Origin of the sequence: Methylocystis sp. (assembly GCF_051061225.1) — a bacterium.
Taxonomy (GTDB): domain Bacteria; phylum Pseudomonadota; class Alphaproteobacteria; order Rhizobiales; family Beijerinckiaceae; genus Methylocystis.
The window spans coordinates 57,127-80,213 of record NZ_JBPFEB010000021.1; the positions used below are offsets into that span (position 1 = coordinate 57,127).

Genomic DNA, 23,087 nt, shown 5'->3' on the forward strand with positions numbered 1-23,087 from the left:
GGGACAGGGAGGGGCTGATTGGCTTACAGCCAGCGTCGAGAGGCGAGCCACGCCGCAAGCCGCGCCACGCCCTCCGCGACCTCTGACTCCGCGCCAGCGTAGGAGAAACGCACGGCGGTCCCGCCGCGCCGCGGGTCGAAATCCAGTCCCGGCGTCGCCGCGACGCCGGCCTCCGTCAGCAGCCTCTTGCAGAAATCCATCGAGTCCGCCGTGAAGGCCGAGACGTCCACATAAAAGTAAAACGCGCCGTCCGGCGGCGCGAAACGCTCCAGCCCCATCGCCGGCAACCGCTCGATCAGCAAGGCCCGGTTGCGCGCATAGGCCGCGCGGTTCTCTTCCAGTTCGTCGGTCGCGTCGAAGGCGGCGAGCGCCGCGCGCTGCGAAATCGTCGGGGCGCAGATGGCGAGCGACTGTTGCAGCCGTTCGAGCGGCCGCATCAACTCCTCGGGCGCGACGAGCCAGCCGAGCCGCCAGCCGGTCATGGCGTAATATTTCGAGAAGGAGTTCACCACGATCGCGTGCGGGGTGAAGGAGAGCGCCGTCTGCGCCGGCTCCGCATATTCGAGCCCGTGGTAAATCTCATCCGAGATGAAAACGACGCCCGTATCCTCGCAAAAGGCGCAGATGCGCGCGAATTCCTGCGCCCCGATCATCGCCCCGGTCGGATTGGCCGGGCTCATCAGCAGCGCGCCGTCGAGCGGTTTCTCGCGGTGGGCGGCTTCGAGCATGGCGGCGGTCGGGGCGAAGCGCGTCGCCTCGCCGATCGGCAGGGGCACGGCTTCGAGGCCCAGCGAGGAGAGGATATTGGCGTAGGCCGGATAGCCCGGCGCGGTGACTGCGATGCGCGCGCCGGGATCGAAGGCCACGATCAGCGCCAGCATGAAGCCGCCGGAGGAGCCGGTCGTGACGATCACGCGGTCGGGCGCGACGTCGACGCCATATCGCGCGCGGTAATGGCCGGCGATGCGCGCGCGCAGGGCGTGGTCGCCCAGCGCCTCGCCATAGCCGAGCGCGCCCGAGTCGAGCGCCGCCTCGGCGGCCTCCCGCACCCGCCGGGGAACAGGCGCGCCGGGCTCACCAAGCTCCATGTGCACGATATGGCGCCCGGCGCGCTCCAGCGCCCGCGCCTCGCGCAGAGCCTCCATGGCCATGAAGGGAGCGACGCCGGATCGGCGGGACGGGCGCAGGCGCGACATTTTGTGCCTTTCGGTTGCGGGACGCCGGATTGATAAGAGCGCGGCGTTCGCGCATGTCTCTACTGCGCCGCGCCGCTTTGCGCGAGCAGCGCATTTTTTTCGGGAAGGCCTTTCAACATGTTCGAAATGGGCGCGGCCGAACTGATCCGGCGCCTCGCTTACGCGCTGGCCATCGGCCTGCTGATCGGTCTCGAACGCGGCTGGGGCGCCCGCGCCGAGCAGGAGGGCGAGCGCACCGCGGGCGTGCGCACCCATGGGCTCGCCGCTCTGCTCGGCGGCGTCTGGGGCGCCGTCGCCGTGCAATATGCGCATGACGCCGGGGCGGTGGCGCTGGGGCTGTCCTTCGTGTTGTTCGGCGCGGTCATGTCGGCCTACCGCTACAGGGAGATCGAGCACGAGAAGACATTCGGCGCGACCTCGGTGGTCGCCATGATGCTCGCCTATGCGCTGGGGGCTTTCGCGGTCGCCGGCGACGAGGTCGCGGCGGCGGCGGCGGCCGTGGCCACGACGGCGCTGCTCGCCGCGAAGGGCTTCATGCACGACTGGGTGCAGAAGCTCACCTGGGACGAGTTGCGCTCCGGCCTCGTGCTGCTGGTCATGAGCTTCATCCTGCTGCCGATCCTGCCGGACCACCCGGTGGATCGCTGGGACTCGGTCAACCCTCACGAACTGTGGCTGCTGACGGTGCTGATCGCGACGATTTCCTTCGCCGGCCATGTGGCGGTGAAGACGGTCGGATACAGGCGCGGCGTCGCCGTCGCCGGCCTTGCCGGCGGCCTTGCCTCCTCCACCGCGACGACGGCGGCCATGTCGCGTCTGGCTTGCGAGCAGCCGGGGGATGTCGGCGTGCTCGCGGCGGGGGCGCTCTTCGCCAACGCCGTGATGGGTCCGCGCGTCCTCGCCGTGCTCGTCGTCGTCAATCCGGAATTCGGCCTTCGCCTCGCGGCGCCGCTGATCGCGGTCGGCGTCGTCTATCTGCTTGCCGGCTGGCTGGTCATCCGCCGCAGCGAGGCGCACAGCGACGACGACAGCAATCCGGCGACGGCGGGCAATCCGCTGGACCTCCCCGCCGTGCTGAAATTCGGCGCGCTGCTTGCGGCGGTGATGATCCTCTCCCGGATCCTCACCAGGATCGCCGGAAGCGCTGGCGTCTTCGCGCTCGCGGCGCTGTCCGGCCTCGCCGACGTCGACGCGATCTCCCTGTCCATGGCGCGGCATGGCGCGGCCGAGATTGGCGCGGCTGGCGCGGCGGTCGCGGTGCTCATCGCCATCGTCTCCAACACCATCGTCAAGGTGGCCATGGGGTGGGTCATGGCCGGCGCGGGGATGGGCGCGCGGCTCGCCATCGCCTCGGTTCTGGCGCTTGGCGCCGGCGTCGCGGCGCTTGCCTTGCTGCCGCTTCCGTCGGGATTCTAGCTGTCGCTTCTGATCAGGTTTTGCAATGTGGCCCGTCGCACTCTTCGCAGAGTTTGCCATGCTGCGGCTAAGCATTTTCGTATGGTAGGGCGCTAAAGCAAACCCCCCAGCGGCGCAGCTGGGGGGTCAATTACACATCAAGGACCCTGTATTCTTGATGCGACGTCACATCGCAATAACGATTGCGCCCGTGGTGCGAAAAGGGTCACGAGTGCGTTGCGCGCAATTTCGTGGACCCTTTGCGGTTAGCGGGCGCCATAGCAGCAGAGCGCCGTCACGCTGATAAAGCGAACGGCGCTCCGCGCTCTGATTAGTGACCGAGCTTGTTGCCATTGGCAGTGAGGGCCAGCGCGGTCGAGTCACCGACCGCAACGGCGTTGCCGTTGAACGAGTCGTTGATCTTGGTCACGTCAACGTTCGTGAAGTCCGCCGTGTTGAAGGAGCCCTCGACCAGTTTTCCGCCAGCGACGCCACCCTTGTCAGCAACGTTGACGGTCGAGTTGATGTCAATCTTGGAGACCGAGGTGTTGGAGATGTTGGTGTTGTTGGAGCCGATCGTGACGATGAAGGCCGCGCCATTGCCGCCATTGGCGTCGATGCCGTTGCCGATGCCAGACTGAGCGGCGCCCGCGACGGTGATGGACTTCTGGGAGGCGAGATTCCCCTGCACAGCGACAGCCGTTCCGGTCGCGTCGGCCGAGTTCCTGCCGACGCCAACGCCGGCGTTAACCGGAATGAAGTTGTGATTCGCGTCCTGCAGAGCAACGCCCTGGCCCGCAACCGCGACCGGGATCGCCACAGCCGCGGCGACGCCGCCCTGGTCGATGGAGTTATCCGACAGAGCCACGGCCGCGTTCACGGCAATCACGTGAACATCGCCGCCCGTGCCGCCGTTGCCGGAGCCCACGAGGCTGCCGATCGTGAAGGCGCCCGGGGCGATGTCAACGTGCGCATGCTCCTGGTTGATCGCACCCTGGTCGAGATGGACAGCGCCGCCGCCGACGACGCCAACGTTCTGGACGACCGCGCCGAGGTTGTTGATGCCGATGTTGGTGACGCTGCCAATATTCACGCCGTTGGCCTGGGAAAAGTTCGGGCCAACCGAAACGCCGACGTCGCCAGCAAAGGCCGGGGCCGCGAGGACCGTGACAATCGCAACAAGAGAGAGCTTTTTCATGGACAGATTCCCATCTGAAGATCGTATTTCGCTGGATGCGAAACCGATGGCGATTCGCGCCCGCCATCTACCGTGACAATTGGCTGGATAGGACCAGGCAAGTCCAGTGACAGAATGTTTCCGTTCCGTCTCTGGATAGGGCCGTGGTAAATTTGTCACTGCGCCAAAGGCTTGGATTTCACTTGAGGTTTTGCCAATGAGGATGCTCATTTTTCGTGAGACTCTGTGCTTTGACTTGTATCAAAATATCGCGCTTTCGCCTGTGACATCGATGCAAAAAGAGGAGTCGCCGCGCAAAAAGCCCGCGATCCGAGAAGTGATCAACGGGTGGTCTCTTGCGCTCAATGTTCAATCGTAACGCGCTGTGGCGGCGTAACTGGCGCTCTTCGGCGAGGGCAGGAAGCCCGAGGCGTTTATTCCAATGAACGATGGGCGCACAGGCCCCCTGACGATGAAAGCGCCGCCGCAGTCGGGTGCGAAGATCACGATGTCCGCGCGCATTGATGCGCATAAATGCCTGATCCTCTCGCTCATCGACGAGACTTGCGACATCACCCTGAAGGAGCTTCGCGGACACACCCCGGGAGCCATAAGGGCGCGGGAGTGCGCGCCGCGAGCCCTACACCGCCCGCTCATCCATCGCCACGGATTTGACCAGCGCAAAGGCCTCCGCGCCTGTCGTCAGGCCGAGTTCGTCGAGGGCCAGTCTGGTGACGGCGGCGACGAGCCGATCGCCGCCTGCGAGCGCGAGCGTGACAAAGGCCAGCGCGCCGCCATTGGTCTCGATCCTCTCGATGCGCCCGCGCAGGATCGTGCGCACGCTGGTGTCGGCCGGATATGACCGGGCGAGCGCCACATCGGTGGCCCGGATCGCCACGCGCGCCTCGCGCATGTCGGGAAAGCGCGCGGCGACGAGAATGTCGCCCGCCGGATGGGCGAGCCGCGTGACCCCATAGGACGCGTCAACCGAGGCGACGCGGGCGGTGAGCGAGCTGATGAGGCCGAAGCGGCCGCCCTCGATCAGCCGGCTGGCGCCCGGCAGGACGTCGAGCGGCGCCCCCTGTGCGGCGACCCGCCCGTGATCGATGACTACCGCCTCGTCAGCCAGCCGGGCGATTTCCCCGGCGGAATGGGACACCAGGATGATGGGCGTCCTGAACTCGTCGCGCAGCCGTTCGATCAGCGACATGATTTCCTGCCGCCGCGCATGATCCAGGGCGGCCATGGGCTCGTCCATGAGCAGCAGGCGCGGCGAGGAGAACAGGGCGCGGGCCAGCCCCACGCGCTGGCGCTCGCCGCCGGAAAGCGTCGCCGGGCGCCGCTCCAGCAGATGGCCGACGCCGAGCGTGTCGATGATCGCGTCATAGGGCGCGCGGCGCTCCCCCCGCGGCGTGAAGAAGCGGCCGAAGACAATATTCTGCCGCACGCTCAGATGCGGAAACAGCAGCGCGTCCTGAAAGACGACGCCGATGCGCCTCTTCTCCGGCGGCAGAAAAATCCCGCGCGCGGTATCGACGAGGTCGACGCCGTCGACGGCGATGCGGCCGGAGTCGGGGCGGGCCACGCCGGCGATGAGATTGGCCAGCGTCGATTTGCCGGCGCCGGAAGGGCCGTGCAGCGCCAGCACGCGCGCGTCGCTCGCGAAGGCGCAGGCGAGCGTGAAACCCTCGCGGGCGAGCCGCACGTCGAGCGCAATCATCGCGCCGCGCCCAGCCTGGATTGCAGCGCCTCGGAGGCGACCAGCGCGACGACGGCGATCGAGGCGGCGATCGCGGCGAGCCGCAGCGCCGAGGCGTCGCCGTCCGGCGCCTGCAACAGCGCGTAGATGGCGGCGGGAATGGTGCGGGTTTCGCCCGGGATGCTGGAGACGAAGGTGATGGTCGCGCCGAATTCTCCCAGCGCCTTGGCGAAGCCGAGGATCGCGCCGACGAGCACGCCATTGCCGGCCAGCGGCAGTTCAATGAGCGCGAAGGCCCAGAGGCGGCTGGCGCCGAGCGATCTGGCGGCGGCGGCGAGTCGGGGATCGACGCTTTCGAAGGCCAGCCGCACCGGACGCACCATGAGCGGAAAACTCATGACCGCCGCCGCGAGCGCAGCGCCGGTCCAGCGAAAGGCGAAGACGAGTCCGAAATGCTGCGCGAGGAAGGCGCCGATCGGTCCGTGCCGTCCGAACAGGAGCAGCAGGGCGAAGCCGGTGACGACCGGCGGAAGCACGAGGGGAAGGTGAACGGCGGCGTTGATCGCCGCATGGCCCGGAAAGCGCCAGCGCGCCAAGGCGTAACCCACGACGACCGCGACAGGGAGAGAGGCCGCGACCGCGACGGTCGCGACTTTCACGCTGAGCGCGATGGCGACGATGTCGTCCGTCGTCAGGTCGAGCACGTCGACGCCATCCGATTCGAGGGGCCTGCCATGTGCGTCAGGCCGCTCGCAAGAGTCATGTCAGACCGCGGCGGAGATCCAGCGCGACAGTTCGCCCTTGGGGGCGGCGCCGACCTTCTGCGCGGCGGCCTTGCCGTCCTTGAAGATGATCAGCGTGGGAATCGAGCGGATGCCGAGCTTGCTGGCGACGGTCGGATTCTCGTCGATGTTCAGCTTCACGACCTTGACCTTGCCCTGCATCTCCGCGGCGATCTCCTCCAGCGCCGGGGCGATCATGCGGCAGGGGCCACACCATTCGGCCCAGAAGTCGACGACGACCGGCTCGGCGGATTTCAGGACTTCCTGCTCGAAGGTGGCGTCGGTAATTTTTTGCGTGGACATGAGAGGCCTTTCGTTGCGGGCCGATGGAGGAATTCGGTCAGAACGTAGGAACGGGCCTTGCGGGCGTCAAGCAGCGCGTCCGGCTTCGATCTGGCTGCCGGCGTGTGCGATATGACCCGAGAGAGAACGTCTATAATGCCCCCTCAAACACAAAGAGCGGGGACGGCCGGGCCGTACCCCACTCTTTGGCACCCTGTCCTTTAACCGGATAAAACGCCTGGTCTCGAAGTCTTAAGCGCTCCGATAACCGCTCGCATCGGCTCGTTCTTCGAGCCAGTCGCGCGCTGCGTTCTCTCCGGCGTCCTCCCCGACTTGGACCGTTGCTGGGAATTAGAAAGCTAAACGCATTCAACGCTTAGACTTACCCAACCAACTTGGCGAGACGGACATTATGCGAAAACCGGGGGGCTGTCATCCCCAATTGTGCACTTTGCTGAAATTTCAGATGCTGCGCTCACTGGTAAGGCATGACGTATCAGAACGAAACAAAATAGGGCGCGACTTGTCGTCGCGCCCTTGGTTTCGTGACACATGTCAAAGGATGCCGCGCCCGTCGAGGGCGCGGCATCCTGCATTGTTCAGACGTCGTCCTGTTCGCTGCGACGGATGCAGAAAGCCCCCCATGCCGGAGCGGCGCCGAGGGCGGCGTTCGCGAGCAAGAGGGGCGATGCGTCTCGGTCCAAAAGAAGCGGATTACAACGGAATGTTGTCGTGCTTCTTCCAGGGATTTTCGAGTTCCTTGTGACGCAGCAGCGCAAGGGCGCGCGCGATTCGCCGGCGCGTCGAATGCGGCATGATCACTTCGTCGATATAGCCGCGCTCGGCGGCGACGAAGGGCGACAGGAAGCGATCCTCATATTCCTTCGTGCGCTGCGCGATCTTTCCTGGATCGCCAATGTCGGCGCGGAAGATGATCTCGACGGCGCCCTTGGCGCCCATGACAGCGATCTGCGCCGTCGGCCAGGCGTAATTGACGTCGCCGCGCAGATGCTTGGAGGACATGACGTCATAGGCGCCGCCGAAGGCCTTGCGCGTGATCACCGTCACCTTCGGCACCGTCGCTTCGGCATAGGCGAACAGCAGCTTCGCGCCATGCTTGATCAGGCCGCCATATTCCTGCGCCGTGCCGGGCAGGAAGCCCGGAACGTCCACGAAGGTGACGATCGGAATATTGAAGCAATCACAGAAGCGGACGAATCGCGCGGCTTTCTTCGAGGCGTCGATATCGAGCACGCCCGCGAGCACCATCGGCTGATTCGCGACGATGCCGACCGTGCGGCCCTCGACGCGGCCGAAGCCGACGACGATGTTCTTGGCGTGCGCCTCCTGAATCTCGAAGAAGTCGCCCTCGTCGACGATCTTCAGGATCATTTCCTTGATGTCGTACGGCTTGTTGGGATTGTCCGGGATGATCGTGTCGAGCGACATGTCGATACGGTCGACGTGGTCGAAGCTCGGCCACTCCGGCGCCTCTTCCGTATTGTTGGAAGGCAGGAAGTCGATGAGACGGCGCATCTGGAGCAGCGCCTCGACGTCATTGTCATAGGCGCGGTCGGCGATGGAGCTCTTGGTGGTATGCACCGAGGCGCCGCCGAGTTCTTCCGCCGTCACCGTCTCATTGGTGACGGTCTTCACCACATCCGGGCCGGTGACGAACATGTAGCTCGTGTCGCGCACCATGAAGATGAAGTCGGTCATCGACGGCGAATAGACGTCGCCGCCGGCGCAGGGGCCCATGATGACGGAGATCTGCGGGATGACGCCCGACGCCAGCACATTGCGCTGGAAGACTTCGCCATAGCCGCCGAGCGCCGCGACGCCCTCCTGGATGCGCGCGCCGCCGGCGTCGAAAATGCCGATGATCGGCGCGCGATTCTTCAGCGCCATGTCCTGAAGCTTGATGATCTTCTGCGCGTGGGTCTCGGAGAGCGAGCCGCCGAAGACGGTGAAGTCCTTGGCGAAGACGAAGACGGCGCGGCCGTTGACCGTGCCCCAGCCGGTGACGACGCCGTCGCCGGACGTTTTCTCGCCCTGGTCCATGCCGAAGTCCGTGCAGCGATGCGTCACGAACATGTCGAATTCCTCGAACGAGCCCTGATCGAGCAGCAGCTCGATGCGCTCGCGCGCCGTGAGCTTGCCGCGCGCATGTTGCGCGTCGATGCGCTTGTGACCGCCGCCGAGGCGAGCCGAGGCGCGGCGCTGTTCGAGCCCGTCGAGAATATGTTTCATGTCCAGCCCTGCTTCTTATGTGTTCTTTGCGCTCGTCGCGCTGCCTTGATCTTTCAGCCGCGCGAAAAGCGCGTCAAAGTTTGCGTGTGCCCAGCCGCCAGCGCGCAATATCCGCGCCGGTGAGCATGTAAAGCTGATCCGGCGAGGTGCGCTCGGCGAGAGTCACGAGATCCGAACTCACGCCCATGCCGCTGGCGTAACGCGCGAGCATCTGCCGCATGCCGCCGTCGTCGTAGTTTCGCTCCCGGACCAGCCCTTCGGAGAAGTCGAAGCTCGTTGAATAATTGAACATGCGGTGGATGCCAACGCGGCTTTGCGCCGGGATGACCCGCTTCTTGCCACCCATCAGCGCATAGACGCAGGCCGAATAGCAGCGTCCCGAGACCAGCGCCATGCCATCGCCGCCCGATTGCGCCGCCGGGCGGGCGACGATCACCGCCATGCCGAGCCGGCGGATCGCCTGGCCAAGCTCCATCGAGGCCACGACCTTACCGCCCGGCGAGTCGAGCAGCACGACCCCGTGCAGATTGCCGCTGCCCACGTTCTGGGCGATGAAGCTGACGAAAGCGTCCGGGGTGGCTTCGCCGATCTCGCCCTCGGCCGCGATCATCTGCGGGCAGCGCGCGCCGCAATTGCCGTTGACGCCGACGAGGCGGAAACTCATCTCCTCGGCGCGGACGGCGCCGAATGCCAGGGCCGCCTGCGCCGCGAGCCCGAGAGCGCATAAAACCCGTATCGTCCGTTTTCGCATCGTCGCCCGCACCTCGTGAATCCGACCAAAACAGCCTAATTCCTAATCAGCGAGCGGCAAAGGACTTTCGCACCGAAGCCGCAGGGATCTGGTGGGCGGTGACGGGATCGAACCGCCGACCCTCTCGGTGTAAACGAGATGCTCTGCCAGCTGAGCTAACCGCCCGGACCACCCGTGACGCGATCCGTGCGCGGCAGGGTTGTGAAGCCCCTGCCGCCCGCATGCGCACATGCGGGCCGAATGCGCCTGAAGGCGGCGGCAGGGTTTTAAAGACGGCCGTTGGCCGTGGCAAGCGTGAGGCGTCCCAAAAACTGGAACGGCCGCCGGATCGCCGGCGGCCGTGCCCGGAAAGGCGTCGCGGGGCGGCCTATTTGGTCTCGTTCAGCGCGTTCTTCAGCGAGGCGCCGGGCTTGAAGCGGGCGTTGGTCGAGGCGGGGATGGTGATCTCCTCGCCGGTGGCCGGATTGCGGCCCTTGCCCTCGGCGCGCTTCTTGATCGAGAAGGTGCCAAAGCCCACGAGACGCACTTCGTCCCCGCTCTTGAGCGCCTGGGTGATGGCGTCGAGCACCGCGTCGACCGCCGCCGCCGCCGCCGCCTTGGAGGTCTCCGTCTCGGACGCGACCTGCTCGACCAGTTCCAACTTATTCATGGCCTTTTCCTTTTTAGAAACGCACAAGGCCGGCGATCGAACGCTCTGGAGCGGCGGTCTCGAATCGTCAGCGCGAAGCGATGGGGAGTGTTGGTGCCGAATTGCCCTAAAAGCAAGGCAATGACGCCGGGGACATCGAAAATATCCCGGAAAACCGGGCGAAATTCGATGGTGCGATGCGCAGGGCCTTAAAAATGCGAGCTTTCTGTCAATTTCACGGCGCGCGCGCCGCGGAAACGCCTCGCTTCTCGTCTCTGGCCGAGCCGCTCCCGCCGCCCATGAAAAGAGCCCCGTCCGGCGGACGGGGCTCGCTAAAGTCATCCTGCCGCGTTCAGGCTCAATGCGCCCGAACGCCCGTGTCGTCCTCCGCCAGCGCGCCGGCGTGCTTGGCCAGCGCGGACGTGTCCTCCTCCCAGACGATGGGGGTCGGCTGCGAGATGAGCGCGTGCTGGAGAACCTCCTCCATGCGCGCCACCGGCACGATTTCGAGACCGTTCTTCACGGCGTCCGGAATCTCGGCCAGATCCTTGGCGTTTTCCTCCGGGATCAGCACCTTCTTGATGCCGCCGCGCAGCGCCGCGAGGAGCTTCTCCTTGAGGCCGCCGATCGGCAGCACCCGGCCGCGCAGCGTGATCTCGCCGGTCATGGCGATGTCCTTGCGCACCGGAATGCCGGTGACGATCGAGACGATGGCGGTCGCCATCGCCACGCCCGCCGAGGGGCCATCCTTCGGCGTCGCGCCTTCCGGCACGTGCACATGGATGTCGCGGCGGTCGAAGATCGGCGGCTCGACGCCGAAGTCCACCGCGCGCGAGCGCACATAGGACGCCGCCGCCGAAATCGACTCCTTCATCACGTCGCGCAGATTGCCCGTGACCGTCATCTTGCCCTTGCCGGGCATCATGACGCCTTCGATCGTCAGCAGCTCGCCGCCAACCTCTGTCCAGGCCAGGCCCGTGACGACGCCCACCTGATCCTCGAGCTCGGCCTGGCCGTAGCGGAACTTGGGCACGCCCAGATAGTCGGAGATGTTCTCGGCGGTGACGACGATCTTCTGCGTCTTCTTCAGCAGGATCTCCTTGACCGCCTTGCGGGCGAGATTGGAGACCTCGCGCTCGAGATTGCGGACGCCCGCCTCCCGCGTGTAGCGGCGGATGAGCTCCAGCAGGCCGTCATCCATCACCATCCACTCGTCCGGCGCCAGGCCGTGCTTGTGAACGGCGCTGGGAATCAGATGCTTGCGGGCGATCTCCAGCTTCTCGGCCTCGGTGTAGCCGGCGATGCGGATGATCTCCATGCGGTCCATCAGCGGCGCAGGGATATTCAGCGTGTTGGCCGTGGTGACGAACATCACATTCGACAGGTCGTAGTCGACCTCGAGGTAATGGTCGTTGAAGGTCTGGTTCTGCTCGGGGTCGAGCACCTCCAGCAGCGCCGAAGAGGGGTCGCCGCGGAAATCCATGCCCATCTTGTCGATCTCGTCGAGCAGGAAGAGCGGGTTCGACGACTTCGCCTTGCGCATCGACTGGATGATCTTGCCGGGCATCGAGCCGATATAGGTGCGCCGGTGGCCGCGGATCTCCGCCTCGTCGCGCACGCCGCCCAGCGACATGCGCACGAATTCGCGTCCCGTCGCCTTGGCGATGGACTTGCCGAGCGAGGTCTTGCCGACGCCGGGCGGGCCGACGAGGCACAGGATCGGGCCGGTCAGCTTGTTGGCGCGGCTCTGCACGGCGAGATATTCAAGGATGCGCTCCTTGACCTTCTCCAGGCCGAAATGCTCGGCGTCGAGCACGTCCTGGGCCTGCTGGAGATCGCGCTTCACCCGCGACCGCTTGCCCCACGGGATCGAGAGAATCCAGTCGAGGTAATTGCGCACGACAGTGGCTTCCGCCGACATGGGCGACATCTGGCGCAGCTTCTTGAATTCGGCGACCGCCTTGTCGCGGGCCTCCTTCGAGAGCTTGGTGTTCTTGATGCGCTCCTCCAGCTCGGCGAGATCGTCCTTGCCGTCCTCGTCGCCCAGCTCCTTCTGGATCGCCTTCATCTGTTCGTTGAGATAGTACTCGCGCTGGGTCTTCTCCATCTGGCGCTTGACGCGCGTGCGGATGCGCTTCTCGACCTGGAGGACCGAGATTTCGCTTTCCATCAGCGAGAGGCACTTTTCGAGGCGCCGCGCGATGTTCAGCGTCTCCAGCACATCCTGCTTGTCGGCGATCTTCACCGAGAGATGCGAGGCGACCGTGTCGGCGAGTTTCGACGGATCGTCGATCTGCGTCACCGCGCCGACGATCTCGGACGACACGCGCTTGTTGAGCTTCACATAGCTCTCGAATTCCGAAACGACCGAACGGCCCAGCGCTTCGACCTCGACGGGCGAGCCGGCGTCGTCGGCCAGCGCCTCGGCGTCGGCCTCGTAGAAATCGTCCGTGCGGGTGTAATTGCGCACGGCGGCGCGCGCGACGCCCTCGACCAGCACCTTCACGGAGCCGTCGGGCAACTTGAGAAGCTGCAGCACGGAGGCGAGCGAGCCGATCGGATAAATTGCGTCGGTCGCCGGATCGTCGTCGCCGGCGTTTTTCTGCGTGGCGAGCAGGATCAGGCGGTCGCTCTTGGTCACTTCCTCGAGCGCGCGGATCGATTTCTCACGCGCGACATAGAGCGGCACGATCATGTGCGGAAACACGACGATGTCGCGCAAGGGAAGGACGGGGTAGCTCTCGACAACGCCCGGCGTAATGGCTTCGCGCTTTTCGTTACTCATCTTCGTGTCCTGCTTTCGTTTGCGCATCCCGCCCGGCGGCAATGCGAAAATGCGAGCGATCCGTATTCGTCGAAACTAGCAAGACTTGGGCCTTTCAATAAATGCCCGGAACTCCCTAGCCAGACTTGGCCGCGCGGACGTTCGCTCATTTGTCCACACGCCAGACGAGAGGGCAGCGGCGTTCAAGCCCGAACGGCCCCGTTAACGCAGGAAATGGGATACACGAACGATCGATTCAAGGACGGCCAAATGTCGCCAGGCGTGTCGCCCGGTCCGTCCCGACAGTGCGCCGGCGCGCGCCGATCAGGCGCTGGCGCCGCTTTTCTCGTTGCGCTCCGCGTAGATATACAGAGGACGCGCTTTCCCTTCAACGACTTCCGGCCCGATGACGACCTGCTCGACCCCCTCGAGGCCCGGCAGTTCGAACATGGTGTCGAGGAGAATCCCCTCCATGATGGAGCGCAGGCCGCGCGCGCCGGTATGGCGCTCGATCGCCTTGCGGGCGACGGCGGTGAGCGCCTCGTCCTGGAAGGTCAGCTCGACATTCTCCATCTCGAACAGGCGCTGATACTGCTTGACCAGAGCGTTCTTGGGCTCGGTCAGAATCCTCTTGAGCGCTTCCTCGTCGAGATCCTCGAGCGTCGCCAGAACCGGCAGACGGCCGACGAATTCCGGGATCAGGCCGAATTTCAGCAGATCCTCGGGCTGCACCTGACGGAAAATGTCGCCGGTGCGGCGCTCGTCCGGCGCCTGAACGCTGGCGCCGAAGCCGATGGAGGTGCTGCGACCCCGCGCGGAAATGATCTTCTCGAGGCCGGCGAAGGCACCGCCGCAGATGAAGAGGATATTGGTCGTGTCGACCTGGAGGAACTCCTGCTGCGGATGCTTGCGCCCGCCCTGCGGCGGCACCGAAGCGACCGTGCCCTCCATGATCTTGAGCAGCGCCTGCTGGACGCCCTCGCCCGACACGTCCCGGGTGATGGAGGGATTGTCGCTTTTGCGCGAAATCTTGTCGATTTCGTCGACGTAGACGATGCCGCGCTGGGCGCGCTCGACATTGTAGTCGGACGCCTGCAACAGCTTCAGGATGATGTTCTCGACGTCCTCGCCGACATAGCCCGCCTCGGTCAGCGTGGTGGCGTCGGCCATGGTGAAGGGCACGTCCAGAATGCGCGCCAGCGTCTGCGCCAGCATGGTCTTGCCGACGCCGGTCGGGCCGATCAGCAGGATGTTGGATTTCGCCAGCTCGACGTCGCCGTGCTTCGTGGCGTGGTTGAGGCGCTTGTAATGATTGTGGACCGCGACCGACAGGACGCGCTTCGCCTGCGCCTGGCCGATGACGTAATCGTCCAGAACCTTGCAGATCTCCCGGGGCGTCGGAATGCCGTCGCGCTGCTTCACCAGCGAGGATTTGTTCTCCTCGCGGATAATATCCATGCAGAGTTCGACGCACTCGTCGCAAATGAAGACCGTGGGGCCGGCGATCAGCTTGCGGACTTCATGCTGGCTCTTGCCGCAAAACGAGCAGTAAAGCGTATTCTTGGAATCGCCGCCGCCGACTTTGCTCATGATTTTCTCCCGATGAATCAACCCGCCACGCGAATCGACTCAAACATGTGATACCGGCTCGGGCCTAACAAAAGGTGGAAGCCGCCCCTCGCTGGCCTCCGTCCCCTGCCGGTCCGGATATGGGCGGCTCCCCTGCGGGAGCCCCCGAATGCCGCGGTCGGCCCAGGCCGCCGCGATCGCCTACTTTATTTTAGGCATGCCGCGGATTGCAACCTGCCCGCAATTTTCGGCGGTTGCAAGTTTTGCGCCGTGGTTACGGCGGCGCTGGGCGGGGCCCAGTCGCCGCCGGCGCCCGTCCGCTCAGGTCAGAATCTTCGGCACGCGATTGAGCCGGAGCCGGAAGGCGTCCGGCATGCCGCTGCCCAGCAGGGGCCGAAGATACATTCTGAAAGCGTCCGTGACGTCCGTGCCGCCGGGCGCGATGAACTCATCCGGCATCACTTTTGTTTTCGCCGCGATTTGTTCAAGGGGCGTAAGCTGATAGTCGACGGAATAAAAACCCGTGCGGTGGATCGTCACGGAGCCGTCGCGGTCGCCCCAGATGGCGTATTGCACGGCTTTCTCGCCAACTTCGCGGGCCTCGCGCTGGTCCACGTCCGAGACGCAGCCGACGAAGCTGCGCTGCACATAGCCGAAGGTGTCGGCGCGCACGCGCTTGTAGCCAAGCTTGTTCTTGACCAGCTGGGTCAGCTCGTCAGCCAGACCGCCGCCGCCGAGATGCACATTGCCATGCGCGTCGCGTTCGACCTGCTCGGCGAGCTTTTCGGCGATCGGCACGTGGTTCTCGTCGCTGACGCCCTCCGAGACGGCGACGACGCAGCGGCCGTATTTGTCCATCGTCGCCTTCACGTCGGCGAGGAACTTGTCGATGAAGAAGGCGCGCTCCGGCACATAGATGAGGTGGGGGCCGTCGTCCGGGAATTTCTTGCCCAGCGCCGAGGCGGCGGTGAGAAAGCCGGCGTGGCGGCCCATGACGACCGCAATATAGACGCCCGGCAGCGCCCAATTGTCGAGATTGGCGCCGGCGAAGGCCTGGGCGACCCAGCGCGCGGCCGAGGGGAAGCCCGGCGTATGGTCGTTGACCATCAGATCATTGTCGATGGTCTTGGGGATGTGGATGGCGCGCAGCGGATAGCCGGCGTTGCGGGCCTCCTCGGAGACGATGCGGACCGTATCCGACGAATCATTACCGCCGATATAGAAGAAGCAGCCGACGCCATGGGCGCGCAGGACCTTGAAAATCTCCTGGCAATATTTCAGGTCCGGCTTGTCGCGGGTGGAGCCGAGCGCCGAGGACGGTGTATTCGCCACCATTTCAAGGTTGTGGGTCGTCTCCTGGGTGAGGTCGACGAAATCCTCGTTGACGATGCCGCGCACGCCGTGGAACGCGCCATAGACTCGCTCGACCTCGCGGAACTTGCGCGATTCCAGCACGGCTCCGACGAGCGATTGGTTGATGACGGCGGTCGGTCCGCCGCCCTGAGCGACGAGGACCTTGGAAAAATCGATGGACGACACGCATAAGCTCCTGTCGAGGGCCGTTCCCCGCCCGGATCGGGCAGGGCGCCGGCGAAGATGAGTGGCCGGGCGGCGCAGGCCCGGCCCGGCAAGACGCCGCGCCGTCCCGGGGGGAGGACGCGCCGTCCCCGCCGCGCGGCGCACTCATATTACCAAAGATGCGTCATTTCCATCCAAACGGGAGGGGCCTGTGGCCGTCCCGCGCGAAGGCCGGCGCAGGACCGGCTCAAACGATCGGCTTGAGCGCGCGGGTGAAGCGGATGACGCGCCGCGCCTCCCGTCTGAGAAAATCCTCCAGCCCGAGCCGGGCGGTGGCCTGGCCGTCGGTGACGGCGATTCGCCACTCGGCGCGCCCGGTCTTCTCGACCCAGCCGCGCGCCTGCAGGGCCTGGAGCTTTCGGCGCACGGTTTCGCGCGGCATGCCGGTCTGCGCGGCGATGCGCGTGGCGGAAATGACGCGCCGTTCCTCCGGCTGCGCCTCCGCCTCGTCATGCAGGCGCGCGACCTGATCACGAAGGTAACGCTGCGCGAGGATCGTGAAGACCAGCATCTCGTGCAGATCGCCGTCGAACACGCTGCAGCAATCCGTCAGATGAGAGGCCATGAATTCGGTCAAATGATAGTGAAAGACCGTCTCATGCTCGCGAGACATGCGATCGAGAGCGGAGTCGAGATCGTCTGCCGTGACGCGGTTATCCATTTCGGCGCCCCCTTAATCAGCCTCGCGCTTTCCTGGAAGATTGCTGGCGCAGGCCAGTCCCGGCCCGAAGAGGCGGAGACTAGCACGCGCCGATGTTTCCTAATTGATTTTCGCCGCAGCGCGGTCGGGAATTTTTCCCAATGTGAGCGGGATTTTCTCGCAAATGACCAGATTTGTCGCACGCATGTGACGCCGCCGCGCATCCGGTCTAAAAAATATGCGCTCCGACTGCGCGCGCGCAGTCGCGTCAGGTGGAGGCGGGCGTGGCGGCAAACGACTTCTGGGATCTGATCGAATCCAACATGCCGGACGGAGCGCGGCGCTTCGCCGATGCGTCCGGCCGCGCTCCCGTGTCCTATGACGACGTCCGCGCTCGGTCGGCGCGCTTCGCACATGCGCTCACGCGGCTCGGCGTCGCGCCGGGCGACAGGGTCGCCGCGCAGGTCGACAAGAGCATTGAAGCGCTGATGCTCTATCTCGCCTGTCTGCGCTGCGGGGCGGCCTTCGTTCCGCTCAACACCGCCTATACGGCGGCGGAGATCGGCTATTTCATCGAGGATGCGCAGCCCGCCCTGTTCATCTGCGAGCCCGGCCGGCTGGAGGATGTTCGAAAGCTTCCGCAATCCGCCGCGACTCGAGTCGAAACGCTCGACGCCGACGGCGGCGGGTCACTGGCGGCGCGCATGGCCGACATGCCGTCGGATTTTGACAACGCCGCGCGCGGCGGCGGCGATCTTGCCGCCATTCTTTACACATCGGGAACGACAGGCCGCTCGAAAGGCGCGATGCTCAGTCACGCCAACCTCGCGTCGAACGCTCTCGCCCTGCGCGACGAATGGCGGTTCTCTGCCGACGACGTGCTCATTCACGCGCTCCCCATCTATCACGCGCATGGATTGTTCGTCGCAACGCATGTGACGCTCCTTGCCGGCGCCTCGCTCATCTTTCAGCGGCAGTTTCGTCCCGCGGACGTTCTGGCCGCGATGGAGAAGGCGACCGTGCTGATGGGCGTGCCGACCTTCTACACGCGACTGTTGCAGGAGCCGGGCCTCGATTGCGAAAGCGTGCGACGCATGCGGCTGTTCATCTCCGGTTCGGCGCCGCTGCTTGCGGAGACGCACCAGGCCTGGCAGGCGCGCACCGGCCACGCCATCCTCGAAAGATACGGCATGACCGAAACCGGCATGAATACGTCGAACCCCTATGAAGGCGACAGACGCGCCGGAACGGTCGGCTTTCCCCTGTGGGGAGTCGAGATTCGCATCGCCGATGCGGAAACTGGCGCGGCGCTCGCCGTCGACGAGGTGGGCATGATCGAGGTGCGCGGGCCGAACGTCTTCAGCGGCTATTGGCGCCAGCCTGAAAAGACCGCCGCGGAGTTTCGCCCGGACGGCTTCTTCATCACGGGCGACATCGGGACGATCGACGCGCGCGGTTACGTGCGGATCGTCGGGCGCGCGAAGGATTTGATCATCACCGGCGGGCTCAATGTCTATCCGAAGGAGGTGGAGACAGAGATCGACCTTGTCGCGGGCGTCAGGGAGTCGGCCGTCATCGGCGTGGCGCACCCGGATTTCGGCGAGGCGGTGACGGCCATTGTCGTTGCGGAGGAGGGAGCCGCCCTGTCGGAGAGCGCCATTCTGGCGGCGCTGGAAAATCGCCTCGCCAGATTCAAGACCCCGAAGCGGGTGATGTTTGCGCCGGAGCTGCCGCGCAACGCCATGGGCAAGGTGCAGAAGAACGTTCTGCGGCAGGCTTATTCCGAACTTTACCTGAAACGGGAGCGCTAAAGGCCGCGATGAAAAGCAAAGGCTCCCGACATCCGTTGCGGAGATCGGGAGCCTTGCCGTGTGCGGGATGGTTTCGCCGGGGCTTACGCTTCCGTCAGCTTGCCGTGGCAATGCTTGTATTTCTTGCCCGAGCCGCAGGGGCAGGCCTCGTTGCGGCCGACCTTGCCCCAGGTCGCCGGATCGCCGGGATCGCGTTTCGCCTCCGTCGCGTCCGCCGCCGTCTGCGCGGCGAAATCGATGCCGGCCAAGCGGGCGTTGAGATCTTCCAGCGCGTTCTGCTCGACGCTGACGCCGGCGGCGAGCGCGACCGGGTCGGGATGCGACATTTCCATCGGCGGCAGCTCCGGCGGCGCGGAGGGCGGCGCCTCGAAGCTGACTTCAACGCGCATCAGTTGCGCGATCACCTGTTCGTCCCAATGGTTCATCAGGCTGCGGAACAGCTCGAGCGCCTCGGATTTGTATTCGTTTAGCGGATCGCGCTGCGCCATGCCGCGCCAGCCGATCACCTGACGCAGATGGTCGAGCGCCACCAGATGCTCGCGCCACAGCATATCCAGGGATTGCAGCACCACCTGCTTCTCGATCATGCGCATCAGCGGCGCCGTGTTGCGCTCGACGCGCGCCTCGTAGGACTCGTCCGCCGCCTCGAGCAGACGCTCCTTGATCTCTTCGTCGGCGATGCCCTCTTCCTTCGCCCAGTCAGTGACCGGAACATCCAGATTGAGCTTCGCCCTCACGTCCTCCGCAAGGCCCGCGACGTCCCAGGCTTCCGCATAGGCGTCGTGCGGAATGTGACGCGACACCAGCGTGTCGACCACTTCCGCGCGCATGTCGGAAACCTGCTCCTCGACGCTCTCCTCGCCCATGATCTCGCGCCGGCGCTCGAAGATGACCTTGCGCTGGTCGTTCATCACATTGTCGAACTTGAGGATGTTTTTGCGGATGTCGAAGTTGCGCGCCTCGACCTTGTGCTGCGCCTTCTCGATCGCCTTGTTGATCCAGGGATGGACGATCGCCTCGCCCTCCTGCAGACCGAGCTTCACCAGCATGGAGTCCATGCGCTCGGAGCCGAAGATGCGCATCAGGTCGTCCTGCAGCGACAGGAAGAACTTGGAGCGGCCCGGATCGCCCTGACGCCCCGAGCGGCCGCGCAGCTGATTGTCGATGCGGCGGCTCTCATGGCGTTCGGTGCCGATGATGTAAAGACCGCCGGCGGCGAGCGCCTTTTCCTTGAAGTCGGCGACTTCGGCGCGGATCTCGGCTTCCCGCGCCTCGCGCTCGGCGCCTTCCAGCCCCTCGCATTCCTGCATGACGCGCATTTCGACGTTGCCGCCGAGCTGAATGTCGGTGCCGCGGCCGGCCATGTTGGTGGCGATGGTGATGGCGCCGGGGACGCCCGCTTCCGCGACGATATAGGCTTCCTGCTCATGGAAGCGCGCGTTCAGCACCGCGAACATCTTCGACTGGGTTCCGGCGCGCGCGGCCTCATAGAGCTTCGACAACCCTTTTGGATCGGCGAAGTCGATCATCTTGTAGCCCTGCGAAACCAGAAACTCCGCAAGCTGCTCGGACTTCTCGATGGAGGTCGTGCCGACGAGAAGCGGCTGGAGGCGGGAACTCGCGTCTTTGACCTCTTCCAGGATGGCGTTGAGCTTCTCTTTCGCCGTGCGATAGACCTCGTCGTCGTCGTCGCGGCGCTGCACCGGGCGGTTCGTCGGGATTTCAACGACGTCCAGCTTGTAGATCTCGGCGAATTCATTGGCCTCGGTCGCCGCCGTGCCGGTCATGCCGGCGAGCTTGTCGTAGAGGCGGAAATAATTCTGGAAGGTGATCGACGCGAGCGTGACGTTCTCGGGCTGAACCTGAACGCGCTCCTTGGCCTCCAGCGCCTGATGCAGGCCTTCCGAATAACGGCGGCCCGGCATCATGCGGCCGGTGAACTCGTCGATGATGACGACTTCGCCGTTGCGGACGATATAGTCCTTGTCGCGCTGGAACAGCTTGTGGGCGCGGAGCGCCTGATTGACGTGGTGCACGAGGGTGACGTTGTGCGCCTCGTAGAGCGCGCCGTCGGTCAGCGCGCCGACCTCGATGAGCAGCTCTTCCATATGCTCATTGCCCGCGTCGGTGAGATGGATCGTGCGCTGCTTCTCGTCGAGCTCGTAATCTTCGGAGGCCAGCTTGGGCATCAGCCGGTCGATGGTGTTGTAGAGGTCCGACTTGTCGTCGACGGCGCCCGAAATGATGAGCGGCGTGCGCGCCTCGTCGATGAGGATCGAGTCGACCTCGTCGACGATCGCGTAATTGTGGCCGCGCTGCACCATCTGCGCGAACTCATATTTCATGTTGTCGCGCAGATAGTCGAAGCCGAATTCGTTGTTGGTGCCGTAGGTGATGTCGGAGCCGTAGGCGATGGCGCGCTGCTCGTCGGAAAGCTCGTGGACCACGCAGCCGACCGTCATGCCCAGGAAGCGGTAGATCTGGCCCATCCACTCGCTGTCGCGCTTGGCGAGGTAGTCGTTGACGGTGACGACATGCACGCCCTTGCCGGCCAGCGCGTTGAGATAGACCGCGAGCGTGGCGACGAGGGTCTTGCCTTCACCCGTGCGCATTTCGGCGATGGCGCCTTCGTGCAGCACCATGCCGCCGATGAGCTGGACGTCGAAATGGCGCTGGCCGAGCGTGCGCTTGGCCGCCTCGCGGACGGTGGCGAAGGCCGGAATCAGAAGGTCGTCCAGCGACACGCCGGCGGCGAGCTGCTCGCGAAACTCGACCGTGCGGTTCTTGAGCTCCTCGTCGGTCAGCGCCGCGAGCTGCGGCTCGAGCGCATTGATGGCATTGACTTTCGGCGCATAGGTCTTGAGGCGGCGGTCATTTGCCGTGCCGAAAATCTTCTTGGCGAGGGCGCCGAGCATTCCCCAAACCTTTCTCCACAGGGCGCGCCGCCAGTCGCGTGCGCCAGAGAGAGGCGGCCGGGGCGGAGCGTCGCAATTCCTCGGAAAAGCAACCGCTTGCGACAGCGTCCGGGAGTCCGGGCGTTCAGGCCGACGCGGCATTTCCGCCGGACAGATAAGAGGCGGGGCAACCCTTGTCAATGTAAGGGAATTGTCGGCCGCGCCCCCGCCGGCCTCAGGGCGCGTCGGTGATCCGCCGGAAGGGCAGGGGCAGTTTGCCGCTTTTCAGCAGCCGCGAGAAAATCCTCAGCCCGCCGGGCTCATTGCCGTTGGGGTGGACCAGAAGGATCGAGCCCGCGCGCGGCGGCGGCCCCAGCGCCAGCCAGCTATCAGCCCCGAGCGCCACGAGATGGCGCTCCCTCAGCTTCTCCAGCAGGGCGGCGTCGGCGACGAGGCCGGGAAAGCGGAAGAAGACCGAGGGCGTCTCGCCATGGGCGATCAGCAGCTTCTCTGTTTCGAAAATCTCGCGGTCGAGATCGACGCCGGGACGCAGCATGTAATTCTGCGCGTCCTTCAGCCCCGGCGCATAGGGGTGCGAGTAGGAGTGATCCGCCCAGGTGATGGCCAGCGCCCCCGAGCGGCGCTTTTCCTGAAGCCAGGCGAAATCCACGGGGTGCCGGGCGATCCAGGCACCCGAAACGGCGAGGGTCAGCGGCGCGCCCGGACCCTGCGCGGCCACTTCCTCGATGAAATCCCGATCGAGCGGCTTCTGGCTCGGGCAGAGATCGCCGGTGACGAAGCTCCCCGCGCCCCTGCCGTGAATGAGGCCGGCGTTGACGAGGGCGGCCGGACGGCTCGCATCGGGCGGCGGGCGCACGGCCTGGAGAAAGCGGGTCCCCGCCTGCTCATCGTCGCTGGCGGCTTCACAGCGCCAGCAGGCGGCGCGGGCCAGCGTGGTTTCCAGCGTCTGGGGATCGACGGTGAGCAGCAGCTCATCGCCGTCGATCCGGAAGCGGCGGGTGGCGAGGCGCCTTGCGTCACCCCTCGCGCAGCTCTCGAACACCGCCGCATAATCCTCGACGCGCGCGCCCGTGGCGCCGGCGAGCGGCGCGACGAGGGCGGGGCCGCAGTCTTCCTCCGCCTGCGCCATTGCGGCCGCGACGAGCGTTGCGCAGAATAGGAAGGAGGCGAGGGCAAGCTTCACGGGCGGGATGTTTAGCAGAAACTCTTCTCCTGAAAAGCCGAGCTTCGAAATCTGCGCGGCGGAGTCGCAAGAGCTCGCCGAACGGCTCGGCGCCGAGATCGCCGCGCGTTTCGGCGCCCGCGAAGAGACGCCGCTCAATCTTGTGTTGCGCGATGAGAATGGGGCGCTCATTTGCGGCCTCAACGGAGTCATCCACTGGCGCTGGCTTTATATAAGGCAGCTGTGGGTGGCGCCGACGCGGCGGGGGCAAGGTCTGGCGACAGACGTGATGGCGGCGGCCCAAGAGGCCGCCCGCGCCCGTGGGGCGGTCGGGGCCTATATCGATACGTTCGACGCCGGCGTCGCCGCGTTTTACGAGCGGCTGGGGTTTGCGAGGGTGGGCGAGATCGCGGATTTTCCACCGGGTGGGCGACGCATCTTTCTCAGCAAGCGGCTGGCCCCCTCTGTGCCGCGCTGACGCGGGAGAG

18 protein-coding genes and 1 tRNA gene are annotated in these 23,087 nt (G+C 65.3%); 3 read left to right on the forward strand and 16 right to left on the reverse strand.

Annotated features, from left to right (window positions below; genetic code table 11):
• Window positions 1-23: 23 nt before the first annotated feature.
• On the reverse strand, window positions 24-1,196 hold the full coding sequence (locus ACR652_RS04225) for a pyridoxal phosphate-dependent aminotransferase (protein WP_434505272.1): 1,173 nt from the start codon (window positions 1,194-1,196) through the stop codon (window positions 24-26).
• 117 nt (window positions 1,197-1,313) lie between these two features.
• On the opposite strand from ACR652_RS04225, the gene ACR652_RS04230 reads away from it, so the two are divergent.
• A complete protein-coding gene (locus ACR652_RS04230; RefSeq protein WP_434505273.1) occupies window positions 1,314-2,612 on the forward strand; it encodes an MgtC/SapB family protein in 1,299 nt (432 codons plus the stop codon).
• A 310-nt stretch (window positions 2,613-2,922) separates the two neighbouring features.
• Here ACR652_RS04230 and ACR652_RS04235 read toward each other — a convergent pair whose 3' ends face one another.
• The 13 genes from ACR652_RS04235 to ACR652_RS04295 form a co-directional block, all read right to left on the reverse strand.
• Entirely contained in the window at window positions 2,923-3,789 is an 867-nt protein-coding gene (locus tag ACR652_RS04235) for a hypothetical protein (RefSeq protein WP_434505274.1), read from the reverse strand.
• 178 nt (window positions 3,790-3,967) lie between these two features.
• A complete protein-coding gene (locus ACR652_RS04240) occupies window positions 3,968-4,300 on the reverse strand; it encodes a hypothetical protein (protein WP_434505275.1) in 333 nt (110 codons plus the stop codon).
• A gap of 108 nt (window positions 4,301-4,408) precedes the next feature.
• Entirely contained in the window at window positions 4,409-5,488 is a 1,080-nt protein-coding gene (gene modC, locus ACR652_RS04245) for a molybdenum ABC transporter ATP-binding protein (protein ID WP_434505276.1), read from the reverse strand.
• Entirely contained in the window at window positions 5,485-6,171 is a 687-nt protein-coding gene (gene modB / locus ACR652_RS04250; RefSeq protein WP_434505277.1) for a molybdate ABC transporter permease subunit, read from the reverse strand. The genes modC and modB overlap by 4 nt, the downstream gene beginning before the upstream one ends.
• Window positions 6,172-6,231: 60 nt before the next feature.
• Complete coding sequence (gene trxA, locus ACR652_RS04255) at window positions 6,232-6,552, reverse strand: thioredoxin (protein ID WP_434505278.1); 321 nt, start codon at window positions 6,550-6,552, stop codon at window positions 6,232-6,234.
• 693 nt (window positions 6,553-7,245) lie between these two features.
• Complete coding sequence (locus ACR652_RS04260) at window positions 7,246-8,781, reverse strand: acyl-CoA carboxylase subunit beta (protein ID WP_434505279.1); 1,536 nt, start codon at window positions 8,779-8,781, stop codon at window positions 7,246-7,248.
• Window positions 8,782-8,854: 73 nt separating this feature from the next.
• Entirely contained in the window at window positions 8,855-9,532 is a 678-nt protein-coding gene (locus ACR652_RS04265) for a hypothetical protein (protein WP_434505280.1), read from the reverse strand.
• An 89-nt stretch (window positions 9,533-9,621) separates the two neighbouring features.
• Window positions 9,622-9,697: transfer RNA gene (locus ACR652_RS04270), tRNA-Val, on the reverse strand.
• A gap of 202 nt (window positions 9,698-9,899) precedes the next feature.
• Window positions 9,900-10,181: an HU family DNA-binding protein gene (locus tag ACR652_RS04275; RefSeq protein WP_434505281.1), complete on the reverse strand. Its 282-nt coding sequence runs from the start codon at window positions 10,179-10,181 to the stop codon at window positions 9,900-9,902.
• 337 nt (window positions 10,182-10,518) lie between these two features.
• Window positions 10,519-12,945, reverse strand: coding sequence for an endopeptidase La (gene lon / locus ACR652_RS04280; protein WP_434505282.1), 2,427 nt, complete (start codon window positions 12,943-12,945; stop codon window positions 10,519-10,521).
• 303 nt (window positions 12,946-13,248) lie between these two features.
• Window positions 13,249-14,514, reverse strand: coding sequence for an ATP-dependent Clp protease ATP-binding subunit ClpX (gene clpX, locus ACR652_RS04285; protein ID WP_434505283.1), 1,266 nt, complete (start codon window positions 14,512-14,514; stop codon window positions 13,249-13,251).
• 300 nt (window positions 14,515-14,814) lie between these two features.
• Window positions 14,815-16,032: a 6-phosphofructokinase gene (locus tag ACR652_RS04290; protein WP_434505284.1), complete on the reverse strand. Its 1,218-nt coding sequence runs from the start codon at window positions 16,030-16,032 to the stop codon at window positions 14,815-14,817.
• Window positions 16,033-16,258: 226 nt separating this feature from the next.
• On the reverse strand, window positions 16,259-16,732 hold the full coding sequence (locus tag ACR652_RS04295; RefSeq protein WP_434505285.1) for a helix-turn-helix domain-containing protein: 474 nt from the start codon (window positions 16,730-16,732) through the stop codon (window positions 16,259-16,261).
• 263 nt (window positions 16,733-16,995) lie between these two features.
• On the opposite strand from ACR652_RS04295, the gene ACR652_RS04300 reads away from it, so the two are divergent.
• Window positions 16,996-18,522 (forward strand): malonate--CoA ligase, encoded by a 1,527-nt coding sequence (locus ACR652_RS04300; RefSeq protein WP_434505286.1) that lies wholly within the window; start codon window positions 16,996-16,998, stop codon window positions 18,520-18,522.
• Between the two features lie 83 nt (window positions 18,523-18,605).
• Here the strand turns inward: ACR652_RS04300 and secA are convergent, their stop codons facing one another.
• Both secA and ACR652_RS04310 read right to left on the reverse strand, forming a co-directional pair.
• Complete coding sequence (secA, locus tag ACR652_RS04305; protein ID WP_434505287.1) at window positions 18,606-21,437, reverse strand: preprotein translocase subunit SecA; 2,832 nt, start codon at window positions 21,435-21,437, stop codon at window positions 18,606-18,608.
• 214 nt (window positions 21,438-21,651) lie between these two features.
• Window positions 21,652-22,620 carry a polysaccharide deacetylase family protein gene (locus ACR652_RS04310; RefSeq protein ID WP_434505288.1) on the reverse strand — a complete coding sequence of 323 codons (969 nt, stop codon included), beginning with the start codon at window positions 22,618-22,620 and terminating at the stop codon, window positions 21,652-21,654.
• Between the two features lie 7 nt (window positions 22,621-22,627).
• Between ACR652_RS04310 and ACR652_RS04315 the strand changes: the two genes are divergently transcribed.
• Entirely contained in the window at window positions 22,628-23,077 is a 450-nt protein-coding gene (locus tag ACR652_RS04315) for a GNAT family N-acetyltransferase (protein WP_434505289.1), read from the forward strand.
• The last annotated feature ends 10 nt before the right edge of the window (window positions 23,078-23,087 follow it).

Excerpts from the sequence above, each read along its gene's own strand:
- ACR652_RS04275 (WP_434505281.1), bottom strand. The coding sequence starts at position 10,181 with ATGAATAAGTTGGAACTGGTCGAGCAGGTCGCGTCCGAGACGGAGACC.
- trxA (WP_434505278.1), bottom strand. The coding sequence starts at position 6,552 with ATGTCCACGCAAAAAATTACCGACGCCACCTTCGAGCAGGAAGTCCTG.
- ACR652_RS04260 (WP_434505279.1), bottom strand. The coding sequence starts at position 8,781 with ATGAAACATATTCTCGACGGGCTCGAACAGCGCCGCGCCTCGGCTCGC.
- ACR652_RS04315 (WP_434505289.1), top strand. The coding sequence starts at position 22,628 with ATGTTTAGCAGAAACTCTTCTCCTGAAAAGCCGAGCTTCGAAATCTGC.
- clpX (WP_434505283.1), bottom strand. The coding sequence starts at position 14,514 with ATGAGCAAAGTCGGCGGCGGCGATTCCAAGAATACGCTTTACTGCTCG.
- ACR652_RS04240 (WP_434505275.1), bottom strand. The coding sequence starts at position 4,300 with ATGCGCATCAATGCGCGCGGACATCGTGATCTTCGCACCCGACTGCGG.
- ACR652_RS04295 (WP_434505285.1), bottom strand. The coding sequence starts at position 16,732 with ATGGATAACCGCGTCACGGCAGACGATCTCGACTCCGCTCTCGATCGC.
- ACR652_RS04235 (WP_434505274.1), bottom strand. The coding sequence starts at position 3,789 with ATGAAAAAGCTCTCTCTTGTTGCGATTGTCACGGTCCTCGCGGCCCCG.
- lon (WP_434505282.1), bottom strand. The coding sequence starts at position 12,945 with ATGAGTAACGAAAAGCGCGAAGCCATTACGCCGGGCGTTGTCGAGAGC.
- modC (WP_434505276.1), bottom strand. The coding sequence starts at position 5,488 with ATGATTGCGCTCGACGTGCGGCTCGCCCGCGAGGGTTTCACGCTCGCC.
- ACR652_RS04225 (WP_434505272.1), bottom strand. The coding sequence starts at position 1,196 with ATGTCGCGCCTGCGCCCGTCCCGCCGATCCGGCGTCGCTCCCTTCATG.
- ACR652_RS04265 (WP_434505280.1), bottom strand. The coding sequence starts at position 9,532 with ATGCGAAAACGGACGATACGGGTTTTATGCGCTCTCGGGCTCGCGGCG.
- ACR652_RS04230 (WP_434505273.1), top strand. The coding sequence starts at position 1,314 with ATGTTCGAAATGGGCGCGGCCGAACTGATCCGGCGCCTCGCTTACGCG.
- secA (WP_434505287.1), bottom strand. The coding sequence starts at position 21,437 with ATGCTCGGCGCCCTCGCCAAGAAGATTTTCGGCACGGCAAATGACCGC.